Origin of the sequence: Porphyromonas sp. COT-290 OH860, assembly GCF_000768935.1 — a bacterium.
Lineage (GTDB): Bacteria > Bacteroidota > Bacteroidia > Bacteroidales > Porphyromonadaceae > Porphyromonas.
Map to the genome: position 1 here is coordinate 71,102 of NZ_JRAR01000001.1, position 15,312 is coordinate 86,413.

Genomic DNA, 15,312 nt, shown 5'->3' on the forward strand with positions numbered 1-15,312 from the left:
TCTTTTTACTGATTAGGTCTATGATACATCCAAGTGCCGTCGTAGAGCAGGGAGCTGTGGTCGCCGACGATGCGATCATTTGGCACTTCTGCCACATTATGCCACAGACGGAGATTGGCTCGGGTTGTAGCCTCGGGCAGAATGTCGTGATGATGCCGGGTTCTCGGCTCGGGCGAGGCTGCCGTGTGCAGAACAATGTATCGCTCTACACGGGGGTTATCTGTCAGGACGATGTGTTTCTCGGCCCAAGCTGTGTCTTCACCAATGTGATCAATCCCCGTGCCTTCGTTAGTCGAAAGCACGAATACAAATCAACTCTCGTGCAGCAGGGAGCGAGCATCGGGGCGAATGCGACGATCGTCTGTGGTGTGACCATTGGGGCCTATGCTATGGTTGGTGCGGGAGCCGTCGTAACTAGAGATGTGGCAGACTATGCCCTAGTCTATGGTTCGCCCGCTCGACAGCATGGCTGGGTGAGCCGCCTTGGGCATCGCCTTGAGCTAGATCCTGTAACCAAAGAAGGCACTTGTCCCGAGAGTGGCGAGCGCTACCGCCTAGACCCACAGACCTCTAGGCTGATGCCCATGAGAGAAGACTAAGCTACCGATGACAATGTCGCAAGATACCTACTACACCATAGAGGCTGAGGCTGAGGGTCTGTACAGCCAGATGCGCAGCAAGTTTATCGCCTACGTGATACCTATCGAGAGCGAAGAAGAGGCTTTGGCCGAAGTGGCTCGTGTGAGAGCTAAGTACTATGATGCCCGGCACGTCTGCTGGGCATATCGTTTGGGACCCGATGGCGCACGCTATCGCTCCAACGACGACGGAGAACCCTCGGGTACCGCTGGCAAACCTATTCTCGGTCAGTTGATCTCTGCCGATTTGACCAACATCATTGCCCTCGTGGTACGCTACTTCGGGGGTATTAAGCTCGGGACTAGTGGGCTGATCGAGGCCTATCGTGAGGCGACTGTAGCCGCTCTAGCTGAGGCGACACGGCGTACCTGCATCATCGAGCGCTCTCTAAGTGCTAGCTTCGGCTACGACCTGATGGGCGAGGTGATGAGAGCCGTCAAGGAGAGTGGAGCGAAGGTGCTGCTGCAAGACTTCCGAGAGAGCTGCCGTCTAGAGCTAAGCCTTAGGGCAGACGATGCGCCAGCACTATTCGATCGTCTAGGCCGGCTCTATGGGGTACAGGTTCAGTGGTTGGATCAAGATGATACAGCATAGATAGAGCCTAGGACAAGGCTATTTTTTATTTCATAATACCTCCCCGATGCCCGAGTGATCTGCATGATTTGTTGGGAGTCGAAAGTGCAAAAAGTGACCAAATCTTCAGATTTGGTCACTTTTTGTTTTTACCTTTGGCTTATTGGTTTCGTAAATATTTCATTAATGACTACACTATGAACAGAAAGTTACTCAAGATCTGTGGCACCTTTGTGCTTACAGTCCTATTGGGCCTCTCGGCCCTCGCCCAAGGCCAACCCGAGCATCGTGTGACGTTGAGCGTTGCGCCTGATGCCAAGCAGATCAAGTTCATCGTACGCCTTACCGATGGTACTCAGGCCGCCAAGGTTTTCTTTGGAGAAGGAGAAGACAATAGCCCCATTGCCTACAAGCCCGATGGCGACAGTGGTATGACGATTGCCTATACCTTCAAGAAGCCTAGCACCGAGGAGCGCCAGATCGTTCTCGATGCTTCCGAGCTGCTGACCCTACGTATGACCAAGGCCACCAAGCAGATCAACGGAATAGTTGAGGTGATAGCTCCACGGCTGGAGCATCTTTTTGGCGACCACACGTCCCTAGAGGAACATTCCTCGCTCGATCTCTCTAGAGCCCCACGCCTCAAGTCGCTCAGCATGACCTACACGGGGCTGGAGCATGTGGTATTGCCCAAGACCAATACATTGACCTCGGTAGCTATCTCGCCTACGCTGGTGGAGAAAACCTTCCTCAAGAGTATCAATGTAGAGGCTGCTCCCAAGCTCACTCAGCTCGCTATCGGCAACCATGCACTGCCCGATACGCTCGACCTGCGCAACAACAAGGAGCTGCGTGTCCTAGGTGTGGCTGCTGGTCTAGACAAGGGGGATAAGAAGCGCAAGAAGCTGCGTGCGATCCTAGGCATCAAAGATTTAACCCTCGAGCGATTCTACGGGCAAAACAATGAGCTAGGGTTCGATCAGCTCCCCAATAGACCCGAGGAAGTGCCCCTAGAGCAATTTATCTACAGCAATCAGCGCAACTATCTACTCAACCGCCAGTATATCCAAGGCCTCACGGTCAATCTGGCGCACCTCTACAAGGCTAAGGGGATACAAGCAGGTATCTCGCTGACCAACTTCGAGTGGGTAATGGGTGTCGAGAAGGGAGAGAAAACGGAATACATTCCTATCCCCGAGGATAAGATTAAGCAGAAGGACGGTGTCTTTACTTTCGACGAGTCTATCCTCATCGACGGCAAGCGTAAGGTCTACTTCCGTATGTGGAATAGCGGCTACCCCGGCATCGGGCGCTACATTACCAAGGATAAGAAGTACAATAATAAGCTCGTTTCCTATGCTTTTACTCTCGAGAAGAAGACCTCGCACGTTGTTCTCTCTACGGGCGTCAAGGCTGGAGCACCAATCAGCCTGCGCCTTGTCTCTCGCAGTGGTAAGGCGATGATCAAAGTAGGAGCCGAGCAGCGAGAGTACGAGGTGAGTACAGACCTGCAGCAGGCGACTCCTCTGACCCTAAGATCGACAGAGGAGCATCCCGTGGTAGAGCTAGACGGAGAGCTAAGGTTGCTAGCTTGCTCGGATATCAGCCTAAAAAGTCTGGATCTGAGCAAGGCCAAGTCGCTACAAGTCCTCGACTGCTCCCGCACAGGTCTAGAGAGCCTAGACGCATCGGCCTGCGAAGACCTAGTCTACCTCTATGCCATGGAGAACGAGCTAGAGGCCGTTACCCTAGGCAAGCTACCCAAGCTACGAGAGCTCAATCTCTCATTCAATAGTCTAACCTCGATCGACTTCTCTGGCTTGCCTCTCTTGACGAACCTAACCTACGATAAAAATAAGGTCAAGCAGGCCGATTTCTCCCACAACCCCGAGCTGAGCCAGCTCTACTGCAAAGCCAATGGCATCGAGAGTCTTAACCTCAAGGGGCTGACTAAGCTCACAGCTCTATCCTGCGAGAGTAATAAGATCAAGGAGCTAGACCTCACGCCTTGCCCTAAGCTCGAGAAGCTCTATTGTAAGGGCAATAAGCTCACGGCGCTTGACCTCAAAGCTAATCCCGCTCTTGTGGAGATCAACGCCTCGGCCAATGAAATCAAGTCGCTTGATCTAAACGGGCTTGCCGAGCTTAAGGAACTCTACTGCTGGACGAACCAAATCGACAAGCTAGACCTCACGCCTTGTAAGAAGCTAGAGGTCGTTAGCGCTGGCGATAACAAACTTACAGAGATTAAGGCTACGGCTTTGCCTATGCTTGGTTCTTTGGCTTTGAGTTTCAATCAGCTCTCTGCGCTCTCGGTAGAGGGTTGTGCCTCTCTGGAGGGAATTGATGTCTCGTTCAATAAGCTCTCACTAGCGGCGGCAGATGCTTTCATTGCTTCTCTACCTATGCGTTCGGCCGATGAGTCTGGGGTTGTAATCTACTACAATAAGCAGGAATTCCCCGATGAGCAAGATCAGAATCAAATTACCCCCGAGCTGGCCTCTAAGGCTAGGGCGAAGCATTGGGTTATGCAAGATGGCGAGGAGCCGCTGCCTCTAGGTTTGCAGGAGGTTGTGCAGCAGAGGCTGAGCGTCTTCCCAACCGTGGCTACCGATCGAGTGGAGATTAGAGGAGCCTATACTCGTGGTGCTCTCTATCGCCTCGATGGGGTAGAGGTTGCTCGCCTCGTGGGTGAGCAGACGGCGTGGAGTGTTAGCCATCTGCCAGAGGGTAGCTATCTGCTACGTCTGTGGCTCCCCGATAGCTCGGTCGAAACATTCCGGATAGAGATCCGCCATTAGGACTACTCCAACACTGTTGTAAGTCGAAGGGCCTGTGGTAAAATCAAATTTGCCACAGCCCCTTTGGTCGTTTAATCGACAAGTGAGTGATTAAGATGTAGCGACGCTACGTGCTGCGTCGTCGGCTCTCGGGAGGAGCTCATTAGTATAGCCCTTTTTCCTGTATAGGGGGTAATAGTGCTGCTTGGGGCTGTTGATGTTGGTCTGAGCCAAAGCCTCCAAGATTTATATTTCAGCTCAAATTTCAGAATGTTGGTGGGTAAATGCTCAGCTGATAGGTCAAGAAATAGCAGACCTCGTATTTGCCCTCTAGCAGGCGCTATACGGTGCGTGCCTCCGCTTGGGGGCTTAGGCCTACATAAGCGGAAATACCCCTCTTAAACGGCCTCTTTTTAATTATTTGATTTCTAGATTTGTATGTTCGTGTTTTGAAGTGCTTGATCCATCTGTAGCTTATGTTGTGGTATTTCTTCCCATCAATCTTTGGGGATTAGTGGACACATCGCCAAGGATTAGTCCATCAATCCGAATAAATCTTCCCACCGATTTTGCCCAGAGGGTCTGTCGCTTTGCCTCAACGAGTCCATGATTGGGGTTGTATGTGCCCTTGTTTGTTTGCAAATCTTAACGAATAAGTTGCATTTTGGTATCTTCTGTTGTTGGAAGATTGCTGTCGGATCGCGGTGTCTTGCGGCATACTTGTGCCAACATTTGTGGTGCGGTTCTGCTAATTTGATAGATTTGTGTTACTTTTATCCTCGTGCTGTTTGTTGCAAGTCAAAGTTGAATAAGAAATAAAGTAAGATACTCTAATGATTAAATCAGTTACACTTATGAGAAAGCTACTCTACACGCTGGGCTTGGCTCTTGGTATTAGCCTCATAGCCTCGGCTCAGATTCCAGACTTTAAGCTCAAGGATATTGATGGGCGTACGCATCAGACTACTGCTGTTGTCGGCCAAGGCAAGCCTGTCGTTATGAGCTTCTTTGCTACTTGGTGCAAGCCTTGTCTACGAGAACTTAGTGCTATCCATGAGGTCTATGCCGACTGGAAAGAAGAAACAGGTGTAGAGCTGATTGCCGTTTCTATCGACGAGGGGGCCAATAGCCGTAAGGTGAAGCCTCTAGCTCGTAGCAATGGTTGGGAATGGCAGGTACTGCTCGACCCCAATAGCGACTTGATGCGTGCGATGAATGTGACGATGGTACCTACTGTCGTGATTTTCGACGGTGCAGGTAAGATCGTTTACCGCCACACGGGCTACAATGAGGGTGGAGAACAGGAGATCATTGCAGAGGTGCGTAAACTCATCAAGAAGTAGGCTGTATGAAGAAGGGTCTATTGGCACTCTACACACTGGCCTCTCTCTCTGGTCTAGGCCTGCACTCTGCACAAGCGCAGGGCGAAGATAACGGGTGGAAGAAGATTAACTACAGCATACTGCTCCAGAGTGATCAGCACCTCAGCCAAGATGAGAAGCTGTCGCACCGCTTTACGGGTATGTCATACTTGGATATGAAGCTATCCAACGACTATCTGAGCCTAGGCGTTCGTGGCGAGTATATGCCACACCCTCTGCCCGGGCTACACGCCACAGCAGGCAAGGGCATCAGCCATCTCTACCTCAGAGGTAAGTACAAGATGCTGGATCTGACGGTGGGCGATGTGTACGAGCAGTTTGGCTCTGGGCTACTGCTCCGTGCCTATGAAGATCGTCCTTTGGGGATCGACAACGCCATACGTGGTGGGCGACTAATCTTGACGCCTCTCGAGGGTCTTCGTTTGGTGGCTCTAGGTGGTCAGCAACGTAACCACTTCGATCGTGAAGGCAAGCTCTGGAATAGCTCTCGTGGACATCTCCTCGGCACAGACCTACAGTTAGACTTGCAGTCGCTCATCAGCCCTCTGCAGCAGAGCGATCTGCGCATAGATCTAGGCGGTAGCTTCGTCAGCAAGTATGAGAAGACAGATGCGGGTATGCTCATCTTGCATCCTACCGATCCCAAGCTCAGGCTCAACCTGCCCGAGGTAACGCCTGCTTGGTCTGGTCGTACCTCTGTGCAGTATGGCTCTTGGGAGGTCTATGGTGAGTATGGCTACAAGTGGGCAGATCCCAACCGATCCAATAAGTACACCTATGGTCCCGGCTCGGTAGCTATGCTGACGGCCTCGTATTCGACCAATAGACTTAGCGCAGTGATCGGAGCAAGACGCTCGGAGGACTTTGACTTCCGCTCTGCTCGTTCGGCTGGCGAAACGGATCTTAGGGTCAATCACTTGCTCCCCTTCACGCAGGCGCAGACTTATACGCTAGCGGCCCTACGCCCGTATGCTACTCAGGCTCGTGGAGAGTGGGCGCTACAAGGAGAGCTCCGCTACTCTCTCGATCGTGGCACGGCTCTAGGCGGTCGCTATGGTACCAAGATCAAGCTGACGGCCTCGTACATCAGTGCGCTTAAACCTCAGGCAGGCGAGAAGGTCTTCGACAACCTCCAACAGGGCGACAATGGTATTCGCTATGCTTATTTCGGCTGGGGCGAGAAGCTCTTCCATGACTTGGGGCTAGAGATTAGCCGCAAGGTGAGCAGCTCGTACTCCTTCGCCTTCAGCTATTTCAACCAATACTACAATCAGTTCCAGCTCGAGCAGCACGGCGAGCGTGATGTGCGTAGCCACATCTTCGTCTACGATGGCAAGCATCGCCTTACTAAGTCTTTGGGGCTGCGCACAGAGCTGCAATATCTGCACTCTGGGCAGGCCGAGGGCGACTGGATGTTTGGCCTTGTAGAGGCGTCTATCGGCAAGCATCTCATCGTTTCGCTTAGCGACCAGTACAACAATGGCAAGACCAAGGAACACTACCCCATGGTGGCTGTTGCTGGTACCTATAAGTCGCATCGCCTACAGCTCTCATGGGGTCGTACTCGTGCCGGGATCAACTGCTCGGGTGGTGTGTGCCGTATGATGCCCGAGACACAGGGACTATATCTATCACTTAATTCAGCATTCTAATGAAGAAAATCTTTGTGGCGCTTATGGCGGTGGGGGCTCTACTCACCGCCTGCGACAAAAATCAAAAAGAACCTCGCTGGGAGAGCAACGAGGGCGTCCAGCTAAGCGAAGCGGAGCGCCGTACCGTTCTCATCGAGGAGTATACGGGTCAGGACTGTGTCAATTGCCCAACCGCAGCTGGAGTCTTGCATAAGTTAGAGGAGGAGTTCCCCAAGAACGTAATCGTCGTAGCCATGCACTCGGCGCACTCGGGCATGGCACGTGATCTGGAGAACGCCGAGGCGACTCGCCTAGCCAAGCACTATGCTTTACCTAGTGCTGTGCCCATGATGATGATGAGCCGTATGCCCTTTGCCGACAACAAGAACTTCAACTCCGACTATCTCCAATGGCCTAATAGCATTCGTAAGCTCATCAACACTCCCAAGCTCGCAGACATTGTGCTTGGTAAGCCTGAGTATAACGAGGCGGAGGATAAGCTAAGCCTCAGCATTGAGCTCAAGCCAGCACCTACTCTGAGCGACCAACAAGTTGGCCTAGTAGCTTGGCTCGTGGAAGATGTGGTGGCAGGGCAGAAATTGCTCAATGGTAAGACTAAAGAAGACTATCAGCACCACAATGTCCTACGCAAGGTGCTCTCAGGTGGAGAAGCCTTGGTCGTTAAGTCAGAGAGCAAGACTACACTCACAGCTACGGGACTCAAGGCAAGTCTCAAGGACATCAAGAACGCCAAGGTCGTTGTGTTCATTCATAAGCTCAAGGGTGGTGACGAAGTGCTAGCAGCTGGTCTTGTTGCTCTCGGTTCGGGTAACAAGCCGGGGCCCAATCCCAACCCAGAGACCAATCCTAATCCTCAGCCAGATGGTAAGCCTGAGCTACGTGAAGGCCTAAGCTTTTACTTAGCCGAAACGGATTTCAATTCCGACTATTCTCTCAAGTTCGTTAGGCTCATCAAGCAGGCCGACTCGGGATATGAATTTAAGTTTACCGAGAAGCCCGAGAAGGACGGCTCTGAGTATCAAATCGGAATGCCCAATGTATTCATTCACCCCGGTAAGAACGCTCCTGCGGGTCAATACCAAATCAAGGTAGAGAAGGTGAGTCACAAGGGTGATGCTTCAGTAGGGTTATTCTCTGTGTGTGTCCTAGGCCAATGTAACTCGGCCAAGAACCCCGAATCCTACGAGCAGGAAATCAATGTGCAGCCTGCCGACAAGTTGGCCGCTGAGCTCGTACAGATCCACTACAAAGTACCTGCCAACAATCCTCCAGCAGATGGTACGGAGTACAAGACTAAGGTAACTATCTCCGATATGTCTGGTAAGGAAGTCGCACATTGCTTCGTGACTTTCGTCTTCAAGAAGCCTACGGAGTAGCGTACATATCGTATAATTAATTAGGGGGTGTAGACCGCATCGGTCTACACCCCCTAATTAATTATTTCCCCTTAGTGCTCTAGCGCACTTCGTTGCTTTGGCTAGCTCTCTTTTTACGTAGGTACATACCCACGAGTACTAGGACTACCACGACGGTGATGCCGATACCTATTGGCTTGCTGTAGCTCATGACCGTAGGGATCAGTTGATCTTCTGGCACAATGTGTCCTAGATAGTAGCCTATTGCTGCAAGAATGATATTCCACGCACCAGCCCCGATCGTTGTGTAGATGAGGAAAGGCATCAGCTTCATGCCCGATAGCCCAGCAGGAATCGAGATGAGCTGGCGAATACCCGGGATCAAGCGGCCCACTAGCGTAGAGGTAGCACCATTCTTCTGGAAGTAAGCCTCGGCTTGCTGCACCTTCTCACGGCTGAGCAAGCACATACGTCCCCATTTGCTCTCGGCGAAGCGGTAGACAAGTGGGCGACCTAGGTAGCGTGCTAGATAATAGTTCACGAGGGCGCCAACGTTGGAGCCCAGCGTAGCCGCCAGTACGACCAATACTACGTTCATCTTGCCATTGGCCGCCAGATAGGCTGCTGGGGGTACGACCACTTCGCTAGGGAAGGGGATAAACGAACTCTCGATAGCCATCAGTACCGCCACCCAAAAGTAGTTGAGGTGGTGGAGGATTTCTTGGATAAACTCTAATGATTCGAGCATAGGATAGCGACGTGCTTAGGGGTTATTTATTCACCTTCTTCCAAGTATCCTTCAGCCCAACGGTACGGTTGAAGACTGGGCGCTCTGGCGTGCTATCCTTATCCAGACAGAAGTAGCCGATGCGCTGGAACTGGTAGGACTCGCCTAGCTTAGCCTCTGCTAGGAATGGCTCGATGCGGCAGTGCGTCAGTACCTTCAGGCTCTCGGGGTTGATGAGCTCGGCAAGGGTTTTGTCCTTGACTGCCGATGGGTCTTCGTCCGTGAAGAGGCGATCGTATAGGCGTACCTCTGCCTCTACACTATCGGCACAAGATACCCAGTGTATCGTACCCTTGACCTTACGGTTCGCCTCTGGCATACCGCTTAGTGTCTGTGGGTCGTACTCGGCATAGACCTCTACGACATTGCCCTCTGCGTCCTTTTTGCAGCCTGTGCACTTGACGATATAGGCACTCTTGAGGCGTACCTCCTGCCCGGGAGTCATACGGAAGTATTTCTTCGGCGCATCTTCCATGAAGTCTTCGCGCTCGATGAAGAGCTCACGGCGGAAGGTAATTTGGTGGTGTCCTGCACTCTCGTCCTCGGGGTTGTTGAGGAAATCCATTGCCTCGGCCTTGTCCTCGGGGTAGTTGGTGATGACGAGCTTGACGGGGTCGAGTACCGCAGAGCCACGTAGGGCATGGCGGTTGAGGTCTTCACGTACCGAGTGCTCGAGCAGGGCTACGTCGATGATGCCATCATACTTGGTATAGCCAATCTTGTCGATGAAGCTGCGAATAGAGGCAGGCGTATAGCCACGACGACGGAAGCCACAGATCGTAGGCATACGAGGATCGTCCCAACCACTCACTAGCCCCTCCTGTACGAGCTGGAGCAGCTTGCGCTTGCTCATCATCGTATAGGTTAGGTTGAGGCGGTTGAACTCGAACTGACGTGGGCGATACTCGCTATCGGCAGGCTTGAGTAGGTCGATGAAGTAGTCGTAGAGCGGGCGGTGTACCTCGAACTCTAGCGTACAGATCGAGTGCGTTACGCCCTCGAAGTAGTCGCTCTGCCCGTGGGCAAAGTCGTACATCGGATAGACGTGCCACTTGTGTCCCGTGCGGTGGTGTGGGTGCTTGATGATGCGATAGATGATAGGGTCACGGAAGTGCATATTGCTATGCGCCATATCTATCTTGGCACGCAGGATCATGGCCCCCTCCTCAAATTCGCCTGCGTTCATGCGGCGGAAGAGATCTAGGCTCTCCTCGGCAGGGCGATCACGGTAGGGGCTGTTGATCCCGGGGGTGGTGGGTGTCCCCTTTTGCTTGGCAATCTCCTCGGCACTCTGCTCGTCGATATAGGCGTGCCCCTCTAGGATCAGACGTTCGGCGAACTCGTAGAGCTGATCGAAGTAGTCGGAAGCGTAGTACACATCGCCCCACTTGAAGCCTAGCCACTCAATATCCTCACGGATCGCATCGACGTACTCGACGTCCTCCTTGGCAGGGTTGGTGTCGTCGAAGCGCAGATTGCACACACCATCGTATTTCTCGGCGATGCCGAAGTCCATACAAATGGCTTTGGCGTGGCCGATATGCAGATAACCGTTGGGTTCTGGTGGGAAGCGAGTTTGTAGGCGACCTCCGTTTTTGCCTGCGCAGAGGTCGCTCTCGACGATCTGCTCGATGAAGTTGAGGCTCTTCTTGCTCTCGATTTCTTGCTCTAGTACTTCACTCATAATCTATATTCTATTGTAATCTTATTCGCTTGAGTTGGGCTGATCAATAGATCAGTATTGATTTGCCGAATTTGGGACACAAAGTTACACATTTGCGCTTGATTACCTGCCTTATCCCAAATTCCTAGCTGGTCAGTACATGATCTCGTGTCTTGAGGTTTGCCTCCGTTGGAGGGGTCGGCTTGTTGGTTCCCCTGCCAGAGTGGGCGTATGGGCGTTGCACTCCAGTGGCTTGGAGTCTGGATATACTCAGCCTCCACTGTGCTAAGCGTATTTGAGAGGCTTGGCTTAGTGAGTGGGCTGCCCAAGCATCGCTCCTAGTGGTAGCTGTGTCTTTGCGCTTTTTTTGTTAAAATGCATAAACAAAGGATCCTCACATCAAGGCTGAAACGCAGGGTGTCCTCGGCAGATTGGGCCTACTGTGATCATAATTGATGGGAAGATCTACTTGGATTGGAGGACTAATCTCTTGCAGTGTGTCCACCAATTCCCAAGGATTGATGGGGAGAAATATCCTAGAATATACGACAAGGGTACTAAGATGTGGTTTGTTTTTGGTGTATTAGTTTGTTTTATAGGTAGTTATAAAGGGCTTGCTTTAGACGGATGTTTTCGTGCGACTGAGCCCCAAGTGCCCAAATGCGGTCGGACGCAGTACAGAGCTTGCTAGAGGGCAAATACGGGGTCTAGCGGTTCTTGTCCGAGCTATGAGAGGCTTTCTCATCAACATTCTGAAATCTGGTCTAAAATCTAAAATCCCTGCCAGTAACAACGCCCGCCTAACTAGTATATCGTATTCGTGTTCTCCTAGGGGTTGCTTCTATCGCTCTGCCCTCTAGTACGGGGAGATAGGGGTTGTGCTTGGGAGTCGTAGAGGTGCACCCGAGAGCCCTATATGCTCCGATTGGGGGCTAGGAGTGCGACGCCTTTGTGCCTAAAAAGTGTATGATTTGTCCGTTTTCTAGAGCTCTAGATAAAATTTGTTTTGTTTTTCGTGGTGTAGATGAGCATTTTTGAGTGTCTATGGAGGTCAGTTTTACTATGCTATGTGTGCTTTATCTGTTGATATATTTTCCTTTTTGCAGTAAACGAGGGGTAAAAAAGGACATTTTTCTATCTGTCCTGCTTTAATAATTAATTTAACTAACCGGGCCTGCTGGTGTAATGTAAAATAAGTTGGATTATTATATGGGTTTGTCTTAATTTTGTATTTGCGTACGTGATTACATATATGTATGTCGGTATGATATTTGACTATCTTCCGGTGTGGTGATCCAAGGAAGGAATTCTTGAGAGGTAAATGATTTTTTAATTTTAATTATAGTGATGAGAGTACTAAAGCAATTTCTACTCATGGCGCTACTAGGTCTATTTGTGATCGACGGCCTAGGTGCGCAAGCAACCCGTAAGGTTGTAGGGGTAGTCAAAGACGACAAGGGAGAACCCTTGATCGGAGTGCAGGTGGTACCTGTAGGGGCTACTCAGAATGGAGGTCTTACCGACTTCGATGGCAACTACAGTGTAGATGTCCCCAAGGGTGTTACACAGCTGAGCTTCTCCTACATCGGCTTTGCTACGCAGACTATTGACATCAATGGTCGTAGCAAGATTGATGTGACTATGCGTGAGGATTCGCAGCAGCTCGAAGCGGTCGTAGTGACAGCTCTTGGTATCAAGCGTAAGAGTAAGACGCTGACCTATGCTACACAGTCGGTGGACAACAAGGAGCTCACACGTATCAAGGAGCCTAACTTCGTCAATGCTCTGCGTGGTAAGAGTGCCGGTCTGACCATTACCCCCAACAACTCGGGTGCAGGTGGTGGATCTACCAAGATTACTCTTCGTGGACAGAACTCGATCCTCGGTACGAACCAACCTCTGATCGTGCTCGACGGGGTGCCCCTCTCTAGCGGACCTTCGGGTCAGGCTACCGACCTCTTGCAGGGTGGTGGTCGAGATGGTGGGGATATCCTCTCTACGATTAACCCCGACGACATAGCCTCGCTTACTGTCCTCAAGGGCCCCAATGCTGCTGCACTCTATGGTAGTAGTGCCAATAACGGGGTGCTCATCATCACCACCAAGAGTGGTCGCGAGGGTAAGCTACGTGTAGATGTATCTACTAGCACTATGGTAGACCTCATCGCAGACTATCCCGAGCTACAGAAGACCTATGGCCTAGGTGCAGGGTACGATGGTTGGGGTAAGCGCATCAGCGAGCTGACAGACGACGAGCTAGCTGCTACGCCCTACCTGACACGCACACCTCGCAATACGATCAAGGATTTCTTCAACCTTGGCTTTACGCAGAATACAGCTGCTACGATCAGCGGAGGTACAGAGAAGCAACAGACTTATTTCTCCTATGCCAATACCTATCAGACAGGTATCATGCCCAAGAATAAGTTTATGCGTCATAATATGATGTTCAAGCAGTCTTATAAGCTCTTCGAGCGCCTAGACCTAGACTTGAGCATGAACTATATCCACCAGAATACGCTCAACCGCCCCGTTATCGGTCGCTCTATGAGCCCTATGGCTGCGCTCTATCGTACGCCAGCTAGTGTGGATATGCGCTACTTCCGTCACAACTACCAGCACCCCGGTACCTACGACGATCTCGTTGTCTACAACCCAATCGACGGACGCCACAATAGCAAGCTGCTCGGCCAGCCCGTACAGACTTGGTACTGGCTAGACACAGACTTCAATAATCCATGGTGGCTTGTGAATATGCTCTCTGACGAGTCTATCCAAGACCGTCTGCTTGGTACACTGTCGGCCAAAGTGAAAATTCTTGACAATCTGAACTTCCAGACACGTACCAACCTCGACTACATACAGAATAGAAGCTTCAACTCTCGCTATGCTACCTCTATCGTAGCAGGTCAAGCGCTCGGTGCTTCTTACTACACGGGTCGTAGCCACTCTACGGACTTCTTCCAAGATGCTCTCTTGAGCTACAACCAAGAGCTTGGTAAGGCTGTGAGTCTACAGGCCACTGCCGGTGCTAGCCACAAGCGTTCAGCCAACCGCTCTCTCTCTGTGGGTAACGACCAAGATACTGCGGCTCGCCCCAATATCTTCTTGCCACAGAATGACCTCGTGATCAACGATACCAATAAGTCTGGTCGTAGCGCTAACCCCAACGAAAGATGGGGCGACAACTGGGAGGCAGCCCTCTTCGCTACGGCAACTCTGGGCTGGGACGATAAGATCTTCGTAGATGGTAGCTACCGTATCGAGTGGGCGAAGAGCTTCCAGCAGTTTGCCAAGGAAAATGAATACATCTCCTTCTCATTCTACTCTGCTGGTGCCAATGCTCAGCTAGATAAGTTGCTGCCTCTGGGTAAGCAGTTCAATAGCCTCAAGCTACGTACCTCATTCTCTGTAGTAGGTAACCCAGTGCCCAACCAAGACTTCTTCGCTCAGGGTATTAACCTGCGAGATCCAAGTGGTTCTATCTCTCCTGCTCCACCCCCCTTCAAGGATCCTAAGCCCGAAACAACAACCTCCTTTGAGGTCGGCTTAGACGGAGCACTCTTCGACAACCGTTGGGATTTTGACCTAACGTTCTATAACTCTACGCTCAAGAACCAGTTCCTCTACATCGACGGTGTACCTGTCAATACAGGTAAGATCCGCAACTGGGGGGTTGAGTTCTCTACCAACTATCGAGTGAATATCACCAAGGATCTGACTTGGCGCCCCGGCTTCAACATTGCCTACAACGACAATAAGATCCTCGAAACTTACATTCGCCCCGACGGCACACCTCACACTTACGTCACTGGCCCCAATAAGTTCAAGATCAAGTACGTCAAGGGAGGTGCTTATGGTGATATCTATGTGAACTCGTTCCTGCGTGACGAGAAGGGTCACATCGTGCTACAAGACGATGGCCATACACCAGTGCTCGCATCGGGAGGCTTCGATACTAAGGTGGGTAATGCTACGGCTCGCATCAACTTCGGTATCAACAATACGTTTAGCTACAAGAACTTCCAGCTCTATATGCTCATCGATGGTAAGATCGGTGGTAAGGTGATGAGCCTCACGCAGCCAGATATGGACCTCTATGGTGTGTCTGTGCGCTCAGCCGAGGCTCGTGACCGTGGCTACGTAGAGCTCAATGATGGTAGCGGACGCCGTGTAAACCCCGAGATCTACTACAAGACGATCGGTGGTAACCCAATCGAAGACTATATCTACGATGCGACGAACCTACGCCTTAGAGATGTTTCTCTGAGCTACACGTTCTACGACCTACTAGGTGCTAGCAAGAATTTGCAGCTCAGTGCTATCGCTCGTAACCTATTCTTCATCTACCGCAATAGCCCAATCGACCCAGACATCTCTCAGTCTGCTGCCAACGGCTTTGGTGGTATTGATGCCTACTCAATGCCTACGACACGTACCTTCGGGATTAGTGCCAAGGTTACTTTCTAGTTGAGTTGTCT

General features: G+C 51.4%; 9 protein-coding genes. 7 read left to right on the forward strand and 2 right to left on the reverse strand.

What is annotated here, in order from left to right; translation table 11 throughout:
- The first annotated feature begins 20 nt into the window (after positions 1 to 20).
- From HQ41_RS00330 to HQ41_RS00355, 6 genes are all read left to right on the forward strand, one after another.
- Positions 21 to 599 (forward strand): acyltransferase, encoded by a 579-nt coding sequence (locus HQ41_RS00330; RefSeq protein WP_044186366.1) that lies wholly within the window; start codon positions 21 to 23, stop codon positions 597 to 599.
- Between the two features lie 13 nt (positions 600 to 612).
- Positions 613 to 1,233, forward strand: a complete 621-nt coding sequence (locus HQ41_RS00335; RefSeq protein ID WP_044186370.1) for a YigZ family protein — start codon at positions 613 to 615, stop codon at positions 1,231 to 1,233.
- A gap of 176 nt (positions 1,234 to 1,409) precedes the next feature.
- Positions 1,410 to 4,013, forward strand: coding sequence for a leucine-rich repeat domain-containing protein (locus HQ41_RS00340; RefSeq protein ID WP_044186371.1), 2,604 nt, complete (start codon positions 1,410 to 1,412; stop codon positions 4,011 to 4,013).
- A gap of 833 nt (positions 4,014 to 4,846) precedes the next feature.
- Positions 4,847 to 5,335 carry a TlpA disulfide reductase family protein gene (locus HQ41_RS00345; RefSeq protein WP_044186425.1) on the forward strand — a complete coding sequence of 163 codons (489 nt, stop codon included), beginning with the start codon at positions 4,847 to 4,849 and terminating at the stop codon, positions 5,333 to 5,335.
- Positions 5,336 to 5,340: 5 nt separating this feature from the next.
- Complete coding sequence (locus HQ41_RS00350; protein WP_044186372.1) at positions 5,341 to 7,026, forward strand: DUF6029 family protein; 1,686 nt, start codon at positions 5,341 to 5,343, stop codon at positions 7,024 to 7,026.
- Positions 7,026 to 8,402 carry an Omp28-related outer membrane protein gene (locus tag HQ41_RS00355; protein ID WP_044186374.1) on the forward strand — a complete coding sequence of 459 codons (1,377 nt, stop codon included), beginning with the start codon at positions 7,026 to 7,028 and terminating at the stop codon, positions 8,400 to 8,402. Before HQ41_RS00350 ends, HQ41_RS00355 begins: the two co-directional genes overlap by 1 nt.
- Before the next feature lie 79 nt (positions 8,403 to 8,481).
- On the opposite strand, the gene HQ41_RS00360 is transcribed toward HQ41_RS00355, so the two are convergent.
- Both HQ41_RS00360 and HQ41_RS00365 read right to left on the reverse strand, forming a co-directional pair.
- Positions 8,482 to 9,129, reverse strand: a complete 648-nt coding sequence (locus HQ41_RS00360) for a DedA family protein (RefSeq protein WP_044186376.1) — start codon at positions 9,127 to 9,129, stop codon at positions 8,482 to 8,484.
- Between the two features lie 22 nt (positions 9,130 to 9,151).
- Complete coding sequence (locus tag HQ41_RS00365) at positions 9,152 to 10,852, reverse strand: glutamine--tRNA ligase/YqeY domain fusion protein (protein WP_044186378.1); 1,701 nt, start codon at positions 10,850 to 10,852, stop codon at positions 9,152 to 9,154.
- A gap of 1,326 nt (positions 10,853 to 12,178) precedes the next feature.
- On the opposite strand from HQ41_RS00365, the gene HQ41_RS00370 reads away from it, so the two are divergent.
- Positions 12,179 to 15,301 carry a SusC/RagA family TonB-linked outer membrane protein gene (locus tag HQ41_RS00370; protein ID WP_081964694.1) on the forward strand — a complete coding sequence of 1,041 codons (3,123 nt, stop codon included), beginning with the start codon at positions 12,179 to 12,181 and terminating at the stop codon, positions 15,299 to 15,301.
- The last annotated feature ends 11 nt before the right edge of the window (positions 15,302 to 15,312 follow it).